Source organism: Cohnella sp. GbtcB17 (genome assembly GCF_019091135.1).
Taxonomy (GTDB): Bacteria; Bacillota; Bacilli; order Paenibacillales; family Paenibacillaceae; genus Cohnella.
Genome location: NZ_JAGXJW010000016.1, coordinates 92,495 through 112,832, shown reverse-complemented (window position 1 = coordinate 112,832; position 20,338 = coordinate 92,495). Strand labels below are relative to the sequence as shown.

Below are 20,338 nucleotides of genomic sequence, written 5' to 3'. Positions count from 1 at the left end.
CGGGAGCCGCTAGCGGCAGCGAGTGAAGCTAAGCCCCGAGTGCCACGCGCCGCCGGAACCGATAGCGGCACCGCATGCCGCTAAGCCGAGCGAGCAACGCGCCGACGCATCCGACGCCCCGAGCGTAACGTTTTCACCTCCATCGTTGAATTTGTATTATCTTTAGTTGTTCCGCTGAATTATGCCGCTTCGCTCCGCCTTCTATAATGAGAGCTACAGAGGAGAGAGGGGGAGCGGAGATGCGACTGCGCAGCTTCTGGCACGATGTGAAAAAGTACAAAATGTTCTTGTTGATGCTGGCCCCGGCGGTCATCTTCTATCTATTATTCGCTTATATCCCGATGGCGGGCATCGTTATCGCGTTCAAGCGGTACGACTACGCCGGCGGCATTTTCGGCAGCGCGTGGAACGGACTGGACAATTTCCGCTTTTTCTTCGATTCGGGCAACGCCTGGCAGGTGACGCGCAACACGGCGCTGTACAATATCGCGTTTATCGTCGTGAACAACGCCCTGCAGATTTTCGCCGCGATCCTGCTGTTCGAAGTCGGGGGCAAGTGGTTTCGCAAAATCATTCAGTCGTCGCTGTTCCTGCCGTACTTCATCTCGTGGGTCGTCGTCGGCGCCATCGCCTACAACCTGCTGAACTACGACATCGGCACCGTGAACGCCATGCTCCGAGGCCTCGGACTCGAGCCGGTCGACATTTACAACACGCCCGCCTACTGGCCGTTCCTGCTGGTGCTGGTGTCCGCCTGGAAGGGGCTCGGTTACGGCACGGTCATGTATCTGGCCGCCATCACGAGCATCGACACCGAGATGTACGAGGCGGCGGAGATCGACGGTGCGAACATTTTCCAGCGCATCCTGAAGGTGACGATTCCGAACCTGTACCCGACGATCATCATCCTGGTGCTGCTGGCGGTCGGCAACATTTTCCGCGGAGACTTCGGAATGTTCTACAACATGGTCGGCAACAACGGGATGCTGTTCTCCGCGACGGACGTCATCGACACCTTCGTCTTCCGGTCGCTCATCACCTCCAACGACATCGGCATGTCGGCCGCGGCCGGCGTCTTCCAATCGGTGCTCGGCTTCGCCACGATCATGGCGGTCAACTATGCGGTACGGCGGTACGACAAAGACCGCGCGCTATTCTAAAGAGGAGGCTAGTGACATGAGCGCAACGGAGCTGAGTGCGGACAAGTCGTTCGCTAAAACCTCGGGCGTCAAAAAGACGGATCAGAAAATATTCGCAGCCATCGGGTACGGGGCGCTGACGATCATGGCGCTGCTCTGCCTGCTGCCGTTCCTGCTGGTCGTGTCGTCGTCGCTGACGAGCGAGAACCGGATCATTACGGCGGGGTATCAGTTTATACCGACGGATTTCTCGGTAGAGGCGTACAGCATTTTGTTCAAATACCCGACCGAGATGATCCAGGCCTACCTGGTGACGATCGGGGTGACGATCGGCGGCACGCTGCTTGGCCTGTTCCTGACCTCGATGACGTCCTACGCGCTGTCGCGCAGGGACTTCAAGTGGCGCAACGGCTTTTCGTTCTTCTTTTTCTTCACCACCCTGTTCAGCGGCGGGCTCGTCCCGTGGTACCTGCTCATCGTGAACTACCTGCACATGAAGGATACGGTGCTCGCGCTGATCGTGCCGCTCGTGCTCAACGTTTTTTACATCATCGTCATGAAATCGTTCCTCGGCGGCATTCCGGAGGCGATCGTCGAGTCGGCCAAGATCGACGGCGCGGGCGACTTCCGCATCTACGCGCAACTGATCCTGCCGCTCTCCAAGCCGGCGCTTGCGACGATCGGGCTGTTCCTGGCGCTGGCCTACTGGAACGACTGGTACAACGCGCTACTGTTCGTCTCCGACGAGAAGCTGATGCCGCTTCAGTATTATTTGTACAAAATGCTGGGCAACATGGACGGCATGCGCAAGGCGATGATGGGTGCAGGGGCGGTCGTCACGACGGCTATCCCGACCGAGAGCCTGAAGATGGCGATGACGGTCGTCGCGACGGGGCCGATCCTTCTGGCATATCCGTTCGTGCAGCGATACTTCGTTCAAGGCCTCACGATTGGCGCGGTAAAGGGATGAATACGGGGCGACCCGGTTTATCGATAGAGCTTGATACGACTACCATTAGGGGGAAGATCGGCATGTTGAGAAAAAGCAGATGGACGATGTTCACACTGTTGTTCGCTTTTGTAATGATCATGAGTGCATGCGGCAACAATGACAAAAATTCCGGGTCGTCCGCAAGTTCAAGCGCCGAGCCGTCAAAGAGCGCATCGGCTTCATCCTCGGCCGCTAGCGGCAGCGCCGCCGCGCCGTCCGAAGGTGCCGTCGATACGTCCAAGGAAGTGAAGCTCAAGATGATCTTCGTCGGACCGAAGCCGGTCGACTACGATTCGGTGTTCGCCGAGCTCAACAAGAAGCTTAAAGAGAAGATCAACGCGACGATTGAAGGCGAATTCCTCGACTGGTCCGACTGGGCGCAGAAGTATCCGCTCAAGCTGGCCGCCGACGAGAACTTCGACCTGATCTACTCGGCCAACTGGGCCGGCTACAACGACCAGGCGCTGAAGGGCGGCTTCCTTGAGCTCACGGACGATATGCTCGCCAAGTACGCGCCGCAGGCATGGAAGAACATGTCCAAGGTCAGCTGGGATCAGGCAAAGGCCAACGGCAAGCTGTACATGGTGCCGCAGAACCGCGGAGAATCCGTGGAGAAGCTGATCCTGTACCGCGAAGATCTGCGCAAGAAATACAACCTGCCGGCCATCGACAGTCCTGAAGCGTATGCCACGTATTTGAAAACGGTTGCCGAAAAAGAAAAGGGCATCGTGCCGTTCACGCCGGAGACGGGCGACTGGAAATTCCACAACCTCGACCGCGTGCTGCTCAAACAGCAGAACGAGTGGAACATGTTCGATCTCGATATGCCGTTCGCCTTCAAGCTGACGGACGAGAAGGGGCAAGTGTTCAACGTTTACAACACGCCGGAATTCAAGCAGCTGGCAACGTACTACAAGGATCTTGCGGACCACAACGCCTGGTCGAAAAACGTCCTGAACAGCAAAAACGACCATCAGGCGGACTTCAAGGCGGGCAAGACGGCTTCGATCACGCATAACAACGGCACGCTCGGCGCGCTGATGGCATTGATGCGCCAGGAAAATTCGCCATACGAAGTCGCGCTGGCGGACATCAACCAAGGCAAGAAGAAGTCGGTGGCGATCTCCACGCAAAACGGCACCTCGGTGCATGCGACATCCAAAAATCCGGAGCGCGCCCTCATGGCGATCGACCTGCTGCAGAACGACAAAGAGCTGCACGACCTGGTCATGTACGGCATCAACGGCGTCCACTACGAGCCGGTCGGCGACGACAAGTACAAGGCGCTCGACAAAAACCCGAACTACACGGGCTTCTCCAACTGGAGCTTCAACTCGCCGCTCAACCGCGACAACGAAGCGTTCCCGCAGGAAGCGTCGGACCTTGTCAAGAGCTGGGAAGCGAACGTGTACCACTACCCGCTCGAGACGTTCGTGTTCGACAACAGCAAGGTCAAGACGGAGATCGCCAATGTAGGCAACGTCATGCTGCGCTACGGCATTCCGCTCGAATACGGCCTCGTCAAGGACATCGACAAGGGTCTGGCCGATCTGAACAAGCAGCTGGACGCGGCCGGCATCGCTAAGATCCAGACCGAGCTGCAATCGCAGATCGACGCGTTTTTGGCTAAGAACTAAAGCTCGGGAAAATGAGAAGCAGACCCCTTCGTCTACAGGCGAAGGGGGCTGCTTCTATAAAGAGGGTCATATCAGCCGCCGGTACAGGTCGACCATCTCAGCCGAAGGCGGAATGCCCAGCTCCCGATCGAGCAGTTCCTCGTACCGCCTGTACCTGGCCTGCAGCGAAGCTCTGTCCCGCGCCGCCGCGAGCGCCTCGAACAGCAGCAGATTCGCTTCCTCGTCCAGTTCGTTGCGCTGCACGAGCTTCTTGGCGATGCGAATGCCCTGCTCGACCCGCCCGCGGTCGAGCAGCCCCCGTGTCAGGCGTCTGGCGAACGCTTCGTACAAGTCGCTCAGCCGCTCGCGCTCGGCATTGGCCCACCCATACGGCATGTCCTCGAACAAATCGCCGTTATACAGCTGCTCGAGGGCGATCGCGGCCTCTTCATTGCCCGCATCGATCGCGTGGAATTCGGCCAGCCGGTCTTCGAAAGCGATGAAGTCGACGCGGGTCCGTTCCAGACGCAGCCGATAGTGCTCGCGGTCGGAGACCAGCATGTCCTTCAAGCCGTGCGCGGAAAGCGCCTTGCGAAGCTGGTACACGGCCGTGTTCAGATACAGATCGGAGCCTCTTAATTCCCGCTCGGGAAAAACGTCTTCCAATGTACGGATCTTGGCCGCGGCATGCCCGCGATAAAGCAGCAAGTAAGCAAACAGCTCCCTGCTTTTCCGGGAGATCCATTTGACCGCCCCGCCCGCGTCGCTGCCGACCTGCAAGCCTCTCAGGGCCTCGATCGTCAACAGGCTAGGCTCGTCCGGCGGGGCGGCATGCGCTCGTTCCGCTCGTAAGCTCGCGGCTCTCGCGATCGTGTCCGCGAGGCGCTTTGCGGACACGGGCTTGACGATATAGTCCAGCGGGTAGACGCCGAACGAATCGAGCGCATATTCCTTGTGGGAGGTGACGAACACGATGTCCAGCTCGGCGTGCATCTGCCGCAGCCTCCGGGCCAACGTCAATCCGTCGTCCTCCGCGATCTGAATATCGATAAAGGCCATATCCACCGGATGCTTGGCGGCATACGCGATCGCCTCTGCGGCGCTGCCCAGCATCGCGGCGATCTCCACGCCTTCCGTCCGGGACAGCAGCAGCCTCATCGCCGTCAGCATCGCCGGTTCGTCGTCGACGACCATCACTTTCATCGTTTTCTCACCCCAAATCCGCTTCCGGCAGCGTAAAGTAGAACGTACTGCCCTGCCCCGGCGCGCTCTCCGCCCAGATTTGTCCGCCGCTGAGCTTCACGAATTGACGGCATACCTGCAGGCCGAGCCCGGTTCCTCTCTCGCCGGCCGTACCGGCGGTTGAATCGAGCCTCATCGGATCGAACAAGACCTTGGCTCGATCCTCCGCCATGCCCACGCCCCGGTCGCCGACCGATACGACGACAAGGCCGGCGTCCCGAGCGGCATGCACCCGTACGGATCCGCCGGGATGGGAGTATTTAATCGCGTTGGTCACCAGATTGCGGACGATCAGCGCGAGCGCTTCCCGGTCCGCATACACCGCAAGATCGCCCTCGATCTCCACGAATATGGCGATCCGTTTGAACTCGCTTTTAATGTTCAGCATGCGGCAGACTTCGCCGACCTCATTCGCCAGCCGCAAGGCCCGCGGGTGAAGGAGCAGGCCGTCCTTCTGGCTGCGATACCAGTCGAGCAAATTTTCGATCATATTATACGTATTGTGCACCTGCCCGCTGAGCGCATCGATCGCATCCTGCTGATCCCTGCCGAGCATCGGCTTGTCCGCTTCCAGCGATTCGAGCAGGCTCAGCTGAACCGCCAGCGGATCGCGAATATCGTGAGAGACGACGGCGAACAGGCGGTCCTTCAGCTGATTGAGCTGGACGATTTGCTCCAGCCTTCTTTGCTTGTCCGTGATATCGAACAGCACCGATACGGTACCCTGCCTGTCCTTTCCCCGAGGGGCCAGCGGATACACCCTGACCGAATAGACGCGCGCTTCCCCGTTCTCCAAGGCGTCGATCTCCAGCTCGCCCGCTTCCATTCGCTCGCAGATGCGAAGCCACGCCGGCCATGGGGCCAGCAGCTCGGCGATCTGCCGCTCCGCGAGCGGACCGGTCCCGCTGCCGGCGAACAAAGGCTCGACATACTTGTTGCTGTCGATGACGCTGCCGCTACGGTTCACGATCAGAATCCCTTCTCTCATCGTCTCGACGACGATGCTGCGGGCCAGCGGCACGATGGAGAACAAGCGGTACCGAATCACGATCCAGAGCATCGCCATGCCCAAAAAGCCGCAATACACCGAGGCAGGCAAGATCCACGGCGTTAGCGCAGGATCCGTCAGCTTGACGACCTCCACTACGGCGGGGATGCACCCGCAGAGCAGCAGCAGCAGGCCGGGCGTCCGGATGTCGGGACGAATGCGTCGCAGATAAACGAACAGAAAAAAGACGCAGGCGGCCAGCAGCAGGTAGCAGACGATGTTGAACGAGATCGCGACGACGGTTTTGCCGATCACCAGATGGGCTCCCTCGAGTATCGTGCGATCGTAGAGCAGGCGATGAAGGGGATTCGTCCATACCAGCAGCGACCAAAGCGCGAACAGGGACAGGAGCAGGCTTACGCGAAGCCTGCGCAGCGCGTTTTCTTTTCCCAGCAAATCGAGCGTAAAAAACAGAACGAGCGGCACGATGAACAGAAGCGAAGTCTGCTGTAAATTGCGAAAAAACAGCTTTGCAGACAGGCTGCCGCTCGTGATCTCCAGCATGACGCTGCCCGCGTAGACCACGCGGCAGACCATGACCCAGGCAAAATATCGGATGCCCCGCTCGCGCCTGTGCAAGAAGGCGTAGCCCAAAAACGCAAGCATGAGACATACGGAGACGAGCATGGCGACATTGGGAAGCGTTGCATTCATCGTGCGGCAATCTCCTTGCGCTGTGAGCTTCCGGTCTTTCTATTAAGTATAGCTTAAAGAGAGAGCACGTTAACAATAATTTCTATAACTAGAGGAGGCGGGAGCCGCTCGGCGGCAAGCCTTTCATAGTTCTTTCATAGGGGCATGATAGAGTACGAGGAACGGTGCCGTCAGTGCTGCGAAGAAAGGATGTTGGAGATTGAAGAAGGGTTATCTCGTTTTAATGATTTTGCTGCTGATCGTCGGGCCGCTGCTCGTACCGCCCGAGGCGAGCGCGGCAGGCGTGAAGTTTAAATCGATCGCGAGCCGTTGGAGCTTATCGCTTGCGCTGGACGAGGAAGGGACGATTTGGGGAAGGGGATATAATCGACAAGGTCAGTTCGGGGACGGGACTTCATCCGGCGAATACAGCCTCCTCAAGCGAATCGAGGTCACGGATGGCGCCGGTACGCCGGTTGCGTTTCAGCAGGTGGAGCCTGGCGCCAATCATTCTGTAGCGCTGGATACCGACGGGCAGGTATGGACGACCGGCCTGGACGAGTTCGGCTCTCTGGGCAACGGCACGTCCCCTTCTTCCCTGGCCTGGGAGAAGCTCGCCGTCTCGGACGGGAGCGGGCCCGTGAAGTTCACCCAAGTCACGGCCAACAGGGATATGACCTATGCGCTGGATGACACAGGGCGATTATGGGGATGGGGCAAGCGGCTCCATTCGGCGGATCCGGATCAAGTGCCTTCTTTGGTTCCGATTGCGGATGGCGGCAGCCCAGTCGCCTGGGCGTCGATATCCGCGAATGACTTTGATCTGTTCGGCATCGATTCGAACCATCGTCTGTGGCAGATTCAGTCGCTCGATCTGAACCCTCAAGCATATGCGTTGGACGACGGCGGCATTGTGCCCCAGTTTCAAGCGATCGCTGTGGGCGGCGGTACTGGAGACGGGGGTTTTCTTGCGCTGGGGCTTGAAGGCGACGGCGATATTTGGATCTGGGGCACCAACAATTACGGTCAGCAGGGCGACGGGATGGCCGATCCCGATACGCGATGGTCGCCGGAGAAGCTGACCATCCTGGACGGCGGCAGCCCGGTCAAATTCGTTCAGATCACCGGCGGCAATCATCACGCGCTGGCCATGGATACGCACGGCAACGTATGGGCGTGGGGGAAAAACGGCGACGGACAGCTAGGCGACGGCACGACGACAAGCGGAGCGCTCCCTCAAAAGATTGCGGTCATGGACAACGGCACGCCGATCCATTTGACGTCGGTCGCTGCGGGATACGAGGAATCGTACGGCCTCGATGCGGAGGGACGAATATGGAGCTGGGGGGGTGGACAGACCGTTCCGGCGAAGCTGGCCATTGCGTCGACGGTTGCTGTAACCGCCTCGAAGCCCGCTTCCACCTATCTCGAGGAGATCACGCTGACCGCCACGGTTAGCGGCGATCTGGAAATGCCGACCGGGTCGATCGAGTTCAGAGAAGATGCGACCGTGCTGGGTAATGTGCCCTTGGCGGGCGGGACCGCGGAGCTTGATATATCGGCGCTGTCCGTCGGATCGCATTCGATCGTTGCCTATTATGAAGGCGACGAGAATTATGTGGCGGGCGCATCGGCGGCGCTTGCGCATACAGTCGTCATGCCGGCCGCGCCGGCGATCGCGCTGACGCCTTCGCCGACGAGCGATACGTTCGATCCGGTGACCGTGTCGGCAAGCGTGCAGATCGACGGCGCAGGCAACGGACTGAATAGTCTGAAATGGCTGGCCGGCAATCGCGTCGCTTCGGACTTTGCAAGCGCAGGGACGGATATTACCGTAGCGCAAAGCTTTGATGCCGCCAGCAATGGCACCTATACGGTCTACGCAAAGGACCAGGCAGGCAGCGAAGCGGTGAAAACGATCAGTATCGTCAATATTCTGACGGCAGGCGATCCCGCCGCACTGGAGGCCGCGATCGCGGACGCGCAGCAGGCGCTGGACGACCATCCGGCGGGATCGGGCGTCGGGCAGGCGCCGGCTGGCGCGCGGAGCGCGCTGAGCGCCGCGATCGGCGTGGCGCAGGCGGTCGCGGACGACGCGGCGCATCGGACGCAGGCGCAGCTGGACGCGGCGCAGGCGACGCTGGATAGCGCCGTCGACGCGTTCGAGGGCGCCGTGATCGGCGCGGGCGACCCCGCCGCGCTGGAAGCGGCGATCGCGGATGCGCAGCAGGCGCTGGACGACCATCCAGCGGGCACGGATGTCGGACAGGCGCCGGCTGGCGCGCGGAGCGCGCTGAGCGCCGCGATCGGCGTCGCGCAGGCGGTCGCGGATGACGCCGCGAATCGGACGCAGGCGCAGCTGGACGCGGCGCAGGCGACGCTGGCGGGGGCGGTCGCGACGTTCCGGGCAGTCGTCGTAGGCGTCGTATTGACGCCGCCGGACGCCGGCTTGTACGGCGCGGGCGATGTGCTCGCGTTCAAGTTGACCTACCGGGACGAAGTGGTCGTGAAGGGCACGCCGCGCATTGCCATTGCGCTGGGCGACGGCTCCGTGACGGACGTCGTTTACGCTGCGTACACCGGCGTTCGCGGCGCTACCGTGACTTCGCTTTCCTTTACCTACGAAGTGCCGGTCGGGATGGCGGATACGGACGGCATCGAACTCTCCCCGCGTGTCGACCTGCCCGATGGAGCCAGAATTGATCAAGCGGCGGGCGGTACGGCCATGCTGATGTATGACGTGTCGGACACGAGCGCTGTGCGTGTCGTGTCGATCCCGCCTGCCCTCGCATTAAGCGCGGACACGGCTCCCGGCTCCACGGTCGCCGTCACAGTGACCGCGGGCGTCTACGGCGATTCATCGGCGGGCAATACGCTGGTCAAGCTGCTCTGGCTCGAGGGGAGCCGAACGGCGGCGGACTTCGAGGGCGGAAACGCAGGCAAGGACATTCTGGCGGCGCGCGCCTTCACGGTCGGCGCGAACGGCGTCTATACCGTCTATGCGCGAGACGCAGCGGGCAATGAAGCGGTGCAGGCCGTCAACGTGAGCGCGATCGTCACGCCATCCGGCCCGCAGGAGGGATCCGGCCCCGACCCCGCTGAGATCGAAGACCCGCTGCGCAAATACATCGTTCGATGGACGGCGGACAAAGCCGCCCGCGATACTAAGTGGAAGCAGGAGGAGCTCGCGGCCGCGGCGATTCGGCTGGATGGCCGGGCGCTGTTCGCGAGTCCCGCCGAATCCTGGACGCTGACATTGCCTTCGGACACCGTCAGCTTGCTCCTGCAGGCCAACCCGAACGGCGTGCTGCAGGTTCGCACGGGCCTGGCGGATTACGAGCTGCCTGTGACGGTGCTGGGCGACCTGTCCGATCGTCCGTTCGACGAGCTCCGCATGAAGCTGTCCCTAGCCGGCGATGCCGAACAGCACGCGGTGGCGCAAGCGGCAGAGCGACTGGGCGCAGCTGTGCAGGGACCAGCGCTTAAGCTGGAGCTGAGCCTCGTCGCGGGCGGGATCGAGCAATCGTTGTCCGGTTACGGACGATACGTCCCAGTGACGGTTCCGCGACCGGCTTTGGGGGCTCAAGGCCGGCTGTTAAGTGCGCTTTATATCGAAGCGCAGCAAACGTTCGCGCCGGTACCCGCTAGACCGGGAGATACGGACGTACAATGGAAAATCCAGGCGAACGGCATTTATGCCTTGCTGACGTACGATAAGCAGTTTGCCGACGTTCAGGGCTCCTGGGCAGAGGAAGCCGTTCGCACGCTGGCTTCCATGCTCATCGTCAAAGGCGTCGATGACGCGAACTTCGCCCCGGACGCGCCTGTGACCCGGGCAGAAATGACGGCCATGGTCGTGCGCGGGCTCGGTTTGCAGGACGAAGCCTGGACGAGCCCGAACTTCGGCGATGTCGCCGAAAACAGCTGGCATGCCGGAGCTGTGGCGGCCGCCGTGCAAGCGGACATCGTGCAGGGCGACGCGGCCGGGCGCTTCCGTCCGGATGCGCTCATCAGCCGCCAGGAAGCTGCGGTCATGCTCCTGCGCGCCATGCGGGCGGCCGGCTACGCCCCCGATTCAGGCACGCCGTCGGCGCTCGGGGCCTTCGCGGATGCAGGCCAAATTTCCGCCTGGGCCAGGGAAGCGATGGATGCAGCTGTCGCCAACGGCTTGATGCAGGGTGATCCGGCGGCACGTCTCCATCCCCAGCAGCCGATTACGCGAGCAGAGTCCGCGGCCATGCTCCTGCGCATGCTGCGCGCGGTCGGTTTCCTTGGAGACTGACTGCCTGCGCCTGGTTTACCCATCGTCATAAGCCTAAATTTAAGCCCCTCTCGCCATCGCATAGGCGGAGGGGCCTTTTTTAACTAGCTGAGGTCCGAGTAGACGGTTCGTTCCGGCACGTTTACCGAACGCCGCCTTTCGCCTCGGTCTCGATCGTCTGCTTCATCACCTGCGACCCGCGGTCGACGCGCGCCTGGATCTCGGCAGTCAGATCGTCCGGCAGGAAGTCTGTCGTCCATACGAGCCGGGCGACGCCGTCCTCGTGCGGAAACACCTGGAACGAAGCATGATGATGCAGCAGCGGGGTTCGGCTCTCGATCACGGCATAAGCCATGCGGCGAGCTTGATCGTCGACCGATAAGATATACTCGCGAACGACCGCACCGCCCAGCATTGTCAGCGTCCGTTCATGACCGTTCATTCGCGTATCCTCGGTGTACTTGGGAACAAGGCGACGATGGACGGCTCCGACGTCGCGGACGGCGTCCCATACCTGTTCGGGCGAAGCTTTAATGAGGATTTCCTTACGAATCGTTGGCAAATGATCACGCTCCTTGCGTCCAGTATATGGATGCATGAAGTTTATGGTCAAGCGCCAAACTCGTCTATTTACAAACCGCTAGTCGGTTTATATAATAACGACAAGTATGCATGCTTGAAGGAGGTTGTACGGCGATGAAGCAAGAGGCGCGCAGACAGCAAACGACCCGGCGATTGCTCGAGGCGGCCAAGGCCCTGATTGCGGAGAAGGGCTGCCAGGCGATCACGATGCAGGACATCATGAGCAGGTCCGGTATGTCCAAGGGCGCCATTTTCCACTACGTGAAGAGCAAAAACGAAATTTTTGTCTGGGTGCTGCAAGAGCGCCTGGAAGAGACGAACGCAAGCTTCATGAACGAAGTCGAGCAGGGCAGGCGCACCTTCGACGAGCCGATGCGGACCATCGGGGACAGCATCGTTGCTTACGAAAATCCGCAAGACGTCACGAACAAGGTGCTGCTCTACCTGCTCGGCAAAGAAGACGATCCCATGGTCGCGGAGGCGCTGCGGCAATATTACGAGCGATCCGTTCAGCTGTCCCAGACGTGGATCGAGACCGGCCAGCGGTACGGCGTCATTCCTGCGACGGTGGACGCGGACAAGGCGGGAGACCTGTTCACGCTTATGACGCTCGGCCTGCGCATCCGTTCCAGCATCCCGCAGGCGCAGACGAGCTTCAAGGGCGAGGATTTAACGGCTTTTATCCGGGATATTTTGACGAGAGGATGAGGAACTCATGCATGGATGGTTAGTGCTGCACTTGATCGGCGTCGTATTGATGGTCGGCAATATCGCGACGGCGGCCTTCTGGAAAGTCAGGGCGGACTTGACCGGCAACCCGGTCGTCATCCACCAAGCCGCCAGAAACGTCATGGCCGCCGACTATGTTTTCACCATTCCCGGTCTCCTGTTGATTCTGGTCTCGGGCATCGTCATGGCGGCGCGGTCCGGCGCTTCGCTGTCAGGTCTGAACTGGCTGACCGTGTCGCTGATCCTGCTCGCGGCCACAGGCCTGATCTGGCTCGGACTGCTCATTCCGCTGCAGCGCAAGCTGATCCGATCGAGCGCGCGGAGCGTAGAGACGGGCACGATCGCCGAAGACTACCGCCGCGCTTCGCGCCAGTGGGCGATTTACGGCATCGCCGCGACGTTGCTGCCGATCGTTATTTTGTACCTGATGGTGATGAAGGGTTTTTAGAAGTCGACCGCGATTTTTCAACCAAATACGAAAATCGATCATGTTATCTCCCCTCCCGCCGCTGTCATACTGACATCAGCCGACTCCTCCTATTCAGCTGCCGCGACGACCCGTCGGCATTCCACGAATCGAAGGGAGAAGATTGATGAAGTTGACACGCAAGGCCAAAAGCAGGTTGCTCGCCGGTCTCTGTCTGGTCCTCTTGCTCATGCCCTCCGCTTTCGCTTTTCCGAATCAAGCCTCCGCTACCGCCGTACACACCGTCACGATCAACCCGAATACCGTCGTCCAATCCGATTATAAGGGCGTCGGCGTCAACCTCATTCCGAGCGCGCTCATGGCGAAGTCCAGGGAGCAGGGGTACACGACCGCACATTGGGAAATGGACAAAGAACGCATTCTGGCGATGAAGCCCAAGGTGGCCCGCGTCTGGTTCCAGATCGACTGGATGGAGCCGGCCAAGGGGTCCTACTCCTGGGACAATCTGAAGATGCAGGCGTTTTACCAATACCTCGACGTCCTGAAGAGCGCGGGGACCGAGGTCGAACTGAATTTCGGCTGGAAAAACGGTTCGACGATCCACAGCTGGTTCCCGATCGCAGGAAGTACGACGCCCTACGAGAGCGCACCGGCGGATCTGGACGCGTTCGCCACCTCGGCATCGGCCGCCTTGCAGCAGTTGATCTCGGTCAGAGGCTACACGAATATCAAGTACATGACGTTCTACAACGAGCCCAACGGCTCGTGGGACTTCGAGGCGCCGGGCGATCAGAAGCTCTATTACGCTAATATGGTCAAAAAAGTGCATGACCGACTCGTCGCCGACGGCCGCCGCAGCCTGGTGAAGCTGTGGGGACCCGAAGAGACGGGGGCACCGGACTGGACGCAGTATATGAAAACGAATATCGACAGCTATCTCGACGGCTACAGCTTCCACGTATACGGCGAACCGTATGCGACACTTAGCACGGCAATCTCCGCCCGTACCTCAGTGGTCGGCGCCAAGCCGGTGTACCTGACCGAGTTCGGCTGGGCGAGCGACAACGACAGCGGCTGGGACTCCGGCTACGCCAACACCGTCATCAAGTCGGCGAACGAAGGTGTGAACGGCGCGCTCATCTGGCAGTTGAACGGCGGCTACTCGACCGATCCGGACGGCAGCACGAACGGCAACTACGACCTTTACGACGCGCTGTACACGGGATTGACGCCTAAAAAAGCATTTTACGCCGCGGGGTTGCTAGCTCGGTACATCCCGGCGCATAGCTCGGTCGTCTCCGTCAGCACCGGCTCCGCCGACATTCGGGCGGCCGCCTTCAAGACGAGCGGCGGCGACTACACGATCGTGCTGGAGACGAAGGCCGGCACCGATCGCAGCGTCACGTTCAACTTCAGCGGCGTCAACGTCGGCAAGACGTTCCGCAAGCACGTCTACCAGGACACGGTCGCGCTGAACGCCAATGCCACGATCCCAAAGTCCGTCGCGAGCTTCGCCGCTGGCACTTCGTTCACCGACGGCGCGATCGACGCGAACTATAACGTGATCGTCTATACGACGCTGCCGGCGCAGACGCAGGTGGAGGTATCGCCGGTCAATCCGACCGTAACGGCAGGCCAATCCGTCACGCTGGCCGCGAGCGTCGTCGACAATACCGGCGGCGTGACCTGGAGCGTCGTCGGCAGCGGCAACGGCACGATCTCGAGCGGGGGCGTCTACACGGCACCGCGCGTCATCGGCAGCAAGCTGGTCGCCGTGAAGGCGGCGAGTACGGCCGATCCGTCGAGCTACGGCATCGCGCTCGTCCGGGTGAATCCGGACGGCTCCGCGCAGCCCGCCAACGCCGGATTCGAATCGCCCGCCACGACGGGCACCGTCGTCGGTCCGACGACCGCCGGCTGGACGTTTAATTCCCGGGCGGGCATCCAGCGCAACGGCAGCGTCTTCGGCGCACTGGACTATGCGCCCGAAGGGCTGCAGACCGCCTACCTGAAGACCGACGGCGGCGTGGCGGGCGAGTTCAGCCAGAGCGTGGCGCTGGCTGCGGGAACTTATACGCTGAGCTTCAAGGCCGCTCAGCGCGCGAGCTTCGGCGGCGCCCAGTCGTTTAACGTCCAGGTCGACGGCGCGGTCGTCGGTTCGTTCACGCCTTCCTCGGGCGCGTTCGCGCCTTATGCGACAGGGACGTTTGCGGTGTCGGCCGGCAGCCACGCGATCAAGTTCGCCGCTACGACGACCGCCGGCGACAACACCGCGTTCATCGACGAGGTCATGTTAAACCCGGCGACCGTCGTCCCCATCGCAGGCGCCGGCTTCGAGTCGCCGTCCGTCGCCGCCGCGTCGACCAAGACGGCTTGGGGACCGGCTACCTACGGCGGCTGGACGTTCAACAGCCGCGCGGGCATCCATTACAACGGCAGCGTGCTGGGTCCGTCCGCCGTTGCGCCCGAGGGCGTGCAGACCGCTTATCTGAAGACGGACGGCGGCGTACCCGGCGAGTTCAGCCAGAGTGTGACATTTCCGTCGGCCGGCACCTACAAAGTCACCTTCAAGGCGGCGCAGCGCACGAGCTTCGGCGGCGTTCAGTCGTTTAACGTCCTGTACGACGGCGCCGTCATCGGCTCGTTTACGACGACAGCCGGGACGTACGCCTCGTTTGCGACCGCCAACTTCGCGGCGACGGCCGGCAGCCACACGATCAAGTTCCTGGCCACGACGACGTCCGGCGACAATACGGCCTTCATCGACGACATCGCGATTACTGCGGCGTGACAGGGAAATAACCAAACGGTACGAAGCGGATGACTGCCGCTGCTTCGTATCGTTTTTGTTTGGTGTGGTGTTGGTACACAGAATAGCTCAACATTGAGCTATTCCCGCCCGCGCCCACCACCCAAGCCCGCCCTCCACTCACGCAACACACAGAATAGCTCAACATTGAGCTATTCCCGCCCGCGCCCACCACCCAAGCCCGCCCTCCACTCATGCGATACACAGAATAGCTCAAAATGGAGCTATTCCCGCCCGCGCCCGCCTCCCTAGCCCGCCCTCTACTCACGCGATACACAGAATAGCTCAAAATTGAGCTGTTCCCGCCCGCGCCCACCACCCGAGCCCGCACGCTACTCACGCGATACACAGAATAGCTCAAAATTGAGCTATTCCCGCCCGCGCCCGCCTCCCAAGCCCGCACGCCACTCACGTGATACACATAATAGCTCAAAATTGAGCTATTTTCGCCCGCGCCCGCCTCCCAAGCCCGCCCTCTACTCACGCGATACACAGAATAGCTCAAAATTGAGCTATTCCCGCCCGCGCTCGCCTCCCTAGCCCGCGCGCCACTCACGCGATACACAGAATAGCTCAAAATTGAGCTATTCCCGCCCGCGCCCACCACCCAAGCCCGCCCTCCACTCACGCGATACACAGAATAGCTCAAAATTGAGCTATTCTCGCCCACGCCCACCATCCAAGCCCGCCCTCCACTCACGAAACACACAGAATAGCTCAAAATTGAGCTATTCCCGCTCACGCCGACCACCCAAGCCCGCCCTCCACTCACGAAACACACAGAATAGCTCAAAATTGAGCTATTCCCGCCTGCGCCCGCCTCCCTGACGAATGAGTCACGCACGAGGCTTAAGAAAAAGCCGGGCGTCTGCGCCTCCTGAAGCGGAGCAGGCCCGGCTTATGCAGTTGCGGATAATGCGCCCAAGCTCAGGCCTCGCCCGACCCGGCGAGGCCGCTCAGCTTCCCGATGGCGGCCTGCGCTTCCGCGACCATTCGTCTTACGATATCGGCTGCCGCCTGTCCGGTTGCCAACCGAAGGCCTTGTCCCGCCCAAAGCGACATGAGTGAGGGATCGTCCGCTTGGGCGGCGGCTTGACGGATGTCCCTGGTCAGCGCATTTTGAATCGGATAGTCGGGAATGGCGCCCGGATAGCCGCGCATGTCCCGCATGAAATCCGTACGAATGCCTCGCGCCGCTTTGCCCGAATACGCATCCGTGATCGCCGTCGCGTCCTCGGCGGATGACAGGACCAGCCGCTTGTGTGCCGCATGGGCGCCGCTCTCCGGGCTCGCGAGGAAGGCCGTGCCCATCTGCACGGCGGATGCCCCGAGCGCGAGACACGCCGCCAGACCGCGCCCGCCCATGATGCCGCCTGACGCGATCACCGGGACCGACACCCGGTCCGCCAACTGCGGCACGAGCGCCAGCGTGCCGATCAGCGCATCCCCGGCTTCGCCCAGAAACGTGCCGCGGTGCCCGCCGGCCTCGGCCCCCTGGGCCGTGACGGCATCGACTCCCGCCGCCTCGAGCTGGATGCCTTCCTCCACGGTCGTCGCCGTCCCGACGATGACGATGCCGCGGCGCTTCATCGCCGCGATCGCTTCGGCGGACGGGATGCCGAAGGTGAAGCTGAATACCGGCACTTCCTCCTCCAACAGCACCTGCACCTGATCCTCGAACGATACGGCATAAGGGGGCAGCGCGGGATTCGGCGCGATGCCGAGCCTGGCCCGGTAGGTATTCAGGTGCGCGTTCATTACGGCGATCTCGTCCGCCGTCGCCTTCGCTCCCGCCCGCTCGGGCACGAACAGATTCACGGCGAAGGGCCGATCCGTCCGCCGCTTGACGTCCCGAATCGCCTCGCGGATCTGCGTCGGCGACCAATAGCCCGCGCCCAAGCTGCCCAGTCCGCCGGCATTGGACACCGCGGCCGCCAGTTCGGGCGTAGCGGGTCCGCCGGCCATTGGCGCTTGAACGATCGGATGGGCGATGCCCAGCTTGCGTGTGAACGACGTCTCCATTTTCATATCCCCTCCGGCAGTTCGTCCTCTTCAACGAGCGATAAAACAAAAAAACCGGCATATCGCCGGTATATGTATTATTCGATTGCGCAGCAAGCAAAGCCGTGGTATGATAAGAAACCACTGACTTTTTTAAGAACGAAACACAGTTATCGCATGTTACCTTCATAATAATCATATCATGCGGGTCTGTGGTTTGTCAAACGTTCTTTTTCTACCCATCGACGGAAGGGAGAGGGATCGGAAAATGATTAACGAACGGGATTGGAAGCAAGAGCAAGCGCGGCTGGACGAGGTGACGGAGAAGCTGCGGGCAAGGATCGCCGAGCTGGAGCCGGAAGCGGATGGCTTGCGGAATCAGGCGGGAGACCTTCGCAAGCGGTTCTGGGAAGAAGTGACGGTGAACACCGCCACTAACGAGGACTTCGAGGAAACCTTCTACAGCATCAAACAGCAGGAGGCGCTGCTGTCGGAGCGGGAACGAAGCTATCGTCTGCGGCTGCAGCAATGGAAGGGCTTGAACCGGCTGCTGCCTTCGCCTTATTTTGGCCGGATCGACTTTAGCGAGGATGGGCTCGGCGTCAGCGAGCAGGTGTACATCGGCGTATCGTCCTTCGTCGAATCGAACGGCCTGGAGTTCCTAGTGTACGATTGGCGCACGCCGATCGCGAGCATGTACTACGACCATTCCCCGGGCCCTGCCTTCTACGATACGCCGGGCGGCCGCGTGACCGGGACGATGGAATTGAAGCGGCAATATCAGATCCGCGAGGGCCGGCTGCTGAACGTATTCGATACGAGCCTGACGATCGGCGACGAGCTGCTGCAGCAGGTGCTCGGCCACGGCGCGGACGCGCAAATGAAGACGATCGTGGCGACTATCCAGAAGGAGCAGAACGCCATCATCCGCGACGACAAGAGCCGAATGCTTATCGTACAGGGCGCGGCGGGCAGCGGCAAGACGTCGGCGGCGCTGCAGCGGGTCGCGTACTTGCTCTACAAGCATCGCGAACGGCTCAAGGCGGACCAGATCGTCCTCTTTTCGCCCAACCCGATGTTTAACAGCTATGTGTCCACCGTGCTTCCCGAGCTCGGCGAAGAGAATATGCTGCAGACGACGTTCCAGGAGTACCTGGAGATCGGGCTAGGCGCGGGGCTGCGAACGGAGGATCCGTTCGATCAGATCGAATACGTGCTGTCGGGTGCGTCTTCCCGCGCGTACGAAGCCCGGCTGGAGGGGATCGCCTACAAGGCGTCGGCCGCCTTCCTGCATGCGCTCCGGGGCTATGCGGGCTGGCTGGGGCGGGAAGGCATGCGGTTCGTCGGCATCCGGTTCCGCGACCGCGATCTGATTCCCGCGGCGCGCATGGAGGCGCAATTTTATAGCTACGATCCGGCCGTAGGCGTGGCGAACCGCGTCGCTCTGCTGCAGGAGTGGCTGCTGAAGGAGCTGACTGCGCTTGAGCGCGAGGAGCGGGGAGCCCTGTGGGTTCAGGATGAGCTGGATTATCTAGACAAGGACGATTACGCCGCCGCATTCAGAGAGCTGCATCAGGACCGCGGCGTGTTCGACTTCGCCGAGCAGTATGAGCAGGTCCAAGAGCGGCTCCAGGGGCGCAGTCGGCGGGACGAGAGCGACTTCGACTACGCCGAACGCGAGGAGGAGCTGCTGCGCATTCGCGTCGTCAAAGCGCAGTTCAAGCCGCTGCGGCTGTTCGTCAAGCGGATGCGGTTCATCGACGCGAACGGGCTGTATGCCCAGCTGTTCGGCGGCAAGGAAGCTTACTTGAGGATGACCGGGGAGACGGAGGCGCCGGTGTTGTGGGACGACATCTGCGAACAGACGAAGGAGAAGCTTGGCAAGCTTGAGCTGTTCTACGAGGATGCGACGCCCTACTTGTATTTGAAGGAGCTTGTCGAAGGCGTGCGGATGAACACGGAGATCCGGCATGTGTTCGTCGACGAGGGGCAGGATTACTCGGTATTCCAATACGAGTTTTTGAAAAGGCTGTTCCCCAGAGCCCGCATGACGGTGCTCGGCGACTTCGGGCAGGCGATCTTCACGCAGGCGACGGAGCTGCACGGCGCCGATTCCCCGCTGATCGGGCTGTACGGCGAGTCGGACACCCGCCTCATCCGGCTCGTCCGCAGCTACCGGTCGACGCGCGAGATCGTGGCGTTCGCGCGGGAGCTGCTGCCCGACGGCCGGGAGATCGTGCCCTTCGAGCGCAGCGGGCCGAAGCCGCTGCTCTTGAGGACCGCGAGCCGCGAGCAATCCGCGGCGCGCATGGCGGCGGACGTCGCGGCGCTGCGGGACGAAGGCTACGCCTCCATCGCCGTCATCGCGAAGACGGAGGCCGAGAGCGCGGAAGCGTACGAGGCGCTGCTGGCGGCAGGCTGCCCTTCCTTGCGGCTCGTCACGAAGGAGACGCCAACGTTCGAGAAGGGGACGCTGGTGCTGCCCGCGTACCTCGCGAAGGGCGTCGAGTTCGACGCCGTGCTCATCTACGATGCGTCCGAGGAGACCTACGGCCGGGAGAGCGAGCGCAAGCTGTTCTACACCGCCTGCACGCGCGCCATGCACCGGCTGCTGCTCTATGCGGCGGGGGAATGGACGCCGTTCGTTCGGGCGTTGGATGCCTCGCTGTACGACGAACGGTCGTAATCGGTCGGTAAAATCGGGCTGAAGCTGGTGACCTCAGACTGTCGAGAAAGTCTCGGCAGTCCTTTTTTATTTTTAATCGGATTGAAAGCGCTATTTCTGGGACAAAATGTTTAGAATTGTTTTACAATTATTATTACAATATATAATAACATATGTACTTATAATACTCTGATG

The 20,338-nt window shown here is 61.2% G+C and carries 12 protein-coding genes; 8 read left to right on the top strand and 4 right to left on the bottom strand.

The features are described from left to right. Positions 1-239: 239 nt before the first annotated feature. The 3 genes from KVT38_RS11140 (at position 240) to KVT38_RS11130 (ending at position 3,767) form a co-directional block, all read left to right on the top strand. Complete coding sequence (locus KVT38_RS11140) at positions 240-1,160, top strand: ABC transporter permease (RefSeq protein ID WP_217593789.1); 921 nt, start codon at positions 240-242, stop codon at positions 1,158-1,160. Positions 1,161-1,176: 16 nt separating this feature from the next. Further along, positions 1,177-2,109 (top strand): carbohydrate ABC transporter permease, encoded by a 933-nt coding sequence (locus tag KVT38_RS11135; RefSeq protein WP_217593788.1) that lies wholly within the window; start codon positions 1,177-1,179, stop codon positions 2,107-2,109. Positions 2,110-2,171: 62 nt separating this feature from the next. Then, the gene (locus tag KVT38_RS11130; protein ID WP_254639147.1) at positions 2,172-3,767 is read left to right on the top strand and encodes an ABC transporter substrate-binding protein; all 1,596 of its coding nucleotides are present in this window, start codon (positions 2,172-2,174) and stop codon (positions 3,765-3,767) included. Between the two features lie 66 nt (positions 3,768-3,833). Here KVT38_RS11130 and KVT38_RS11125 read toward each other — a convergent pair whose 3' ends face one another. Both KVT38_RS11125 and KVT38_RS11120 read right to left on the bottom strand, forming a co-directional pair. Next, positions 3,834-4,949 carry a response regulator gene (locus tag KVT38_RS11125; RefSeq protein ID WP_217593787.1) on the bottom strand — a complete coding sequence of 372 codons (1,116 nt, stop codon included), beginning with the start codon at positions 4,947-4,949 and terminating at the stop codon, positions 3,834-3,836. Between the two features lie 7 nt (positions 4,950-4,956). Next, on the bottom strand, positions 4,957-6,690 hold the full coding sequence (locus tag KVT38_RS11120; protein WP_217593786.1) for a sensor histidine kinase: 1,734 nt from the start codon (positions 6,688-6,690) through the stop codon (positions 4,957-4,959). A 199-nt stretch (positions 6,691-6,889) separates the two neighbouring features. On the opposite strand from KVT38_RS11120, the gene KVT38_RS11115 reads away from it, so the two are divergent. After that, positions 6,890-10,951, top strand: coding sequence for an S-layer homology domain-containing protein (locus KVT38_RS11115; protein ID WP_217593785.1), 4,062 nt, complete (start codon positions 6,890-6,892; stop codon positions 10,949-10,951). A gap of 121 nt (positions 10,952-11,072) precedes the next feature. On the opposite strand, the gene KVT38_RS11110 is transcribed toward KVT38_RS11115, so the two are convergent. Then, complete coding sequence (locus tag KVT38_RS11110; RefSeq protein WP_217593784.1) at positions 11,073-11,492, bottom strand: SRPBCC family protein; 420 nt, start codon at positions 11,490-11,492, stop codon at positions 11,073-11,075. 134 nt (positions 11,493-11,626) lie between these two features. Between KVT38_RS11110 and KVT38_RS11105 the strand changes: the two genes are divergently transcribed. The 3 genes from KVT38_RS11105 to KVT38_RS11095 all read left to right on the top strand — a co-directional run bounded on the left by KVT38_RS11105 (position 11,627) and on the right by KVT38_RS11095 (position 15,459). Continuing rightward, positions 11,627-12,220, top strand: coding sequence for a TetR/AcrR family transcriptional regulator (locus KVT38_RS11105; RefSeq protein WP_217593783.1), 594 nt, complete (start codon positions 11,627-11,629; stop codon positions 12,218-12,220). A gap of 7 nt (positions 12,221-12,227) precedes the next feature. After that, complete coding sequence (locus KVT38_RS11100; RefSeq protein ID WP_217593782.1) at positions 12,228-12,689, top strand: DUF2269 family protein; 462 nt, start codon at positions 12,228-12,230, stop codon at positions 12,687-12,689. A 145-nt stretch (positions 12,690-12,834) separates the two neighbouring features. Further along, positions 12,835-15,459: a glycoside hydrolase gene (locus KVT38_RS11095; RefSeq protein ID WP_217593781.1), complete on the top strand. Its 2,625-nt coding sequence runs from the start codon at positions 12,835-12,837 to the stop codon at positions 15,457-15,459. 945 nt (positions 15,460-16,404) lie between these two features. On the opposite strand, the gene KVT38_RS11090 is transcribed toward KVT38_RS11095, so the two are convergent. Next, entirely contained in the window at positions 16,405-17,499 is a 1,095-nt protein-coding gene (locus KVT38_RS11090; RefSeq protein ID WP_217593780.1) for an NAD(P)H-dependent flavin oxidoreductase, read from the bottom strand. Positions 17,500-17,746: 247 nt separating this feature from the next. Between KVT38_RS11090 and helD the strand changes: the two genes are divergently transcribed. Then, complete coding sequence (gene helD / locus KVT38_RS11085) at positions 17,747-20,164, top strand: RNA polymerase recycling motor HelD (RefSeq protein ID WP_254639146.1); 2,418 nt, start codon at positions 17,747-17,749, stop codon at positions 20,162-20,164. Positions 20,165-20,338: the final 174 nt, after the last annotated feature.

Excerpts from the sequence above, each read along its gene's own strand:
- KVT38_RS11120 (WP_217593786.1), bottom strand. The coding sequence starts at position 6,690 with ATGAATGCAACGCTTCCCAATGTCGCCATGCTCGTCTCCGTATGTCTC.
- KVT38_RS11125 (WP_217593787.1), bottom strand. The coding sequence starts at position 4,949 with ATGAAAGTGATGGTCGTCGACGACGAACCGGCGATGCTGACGGCGATG.
- KVT38_RS11130 (WP_254639147.1), top strand. The coding sequence starts at position 2,172 with ATGTTGAGAAAAAGCAGATGGACGATGTTCACACTGTTGTTCGCTTTT.
- KVT38_RS11095 (WP_217593781.1), top strand. The coding sequence starts at position 12,835 with ATGAAGTTGACACGCAAGGCCAAAAGCAGGTTGCTCGCCGGTCTCTGT.
- KVT38_RS11090 (WP_217593780.1), bottom strand. The coding sequence starts at position 17,499 with ATGGAGACGTCGTTCACACGCAAGCTGGGCATCGCCCATCCGATCGTT.
- KVT38_RS11135 (WP_217593788.1), top strand. The coding sequence starts at position 1,177 with ATGAGCGCAACGGAGCTGAGTGCGGACAAGTCGTTCGCTAAAACCTCG.
- helD (WP_254639146.1), top strand. The coding sequence starts at position 17,747 with ATGATTAACGAACGGGATTGGAAGCAAGAGCAAGCGCGGCTGGACGAG.
- KVT38_RS11105 (WP_217593783.1), top strand. The coding sequence starts at position 11,627 with ATGAAGCAAGAGGCGCGCAGACAGCAAACGACCCGGCGATTGCTCGAG.
- KVT38_RS11100 (WP_217593782.1), top strand. The coding sequence starts at position 12,228 with ATGCATGGATGGTTAGTGCTGCACTTGATCGGCGTCGTATTGATGGTC.
- KVT38_RS11140 (WP_217593789.1), top strand. The coding sequence starts at position 240 with ATGCGACTGCGCAGCTTCTGGCACGATGTGAAAAAGTACAAAATGTTC.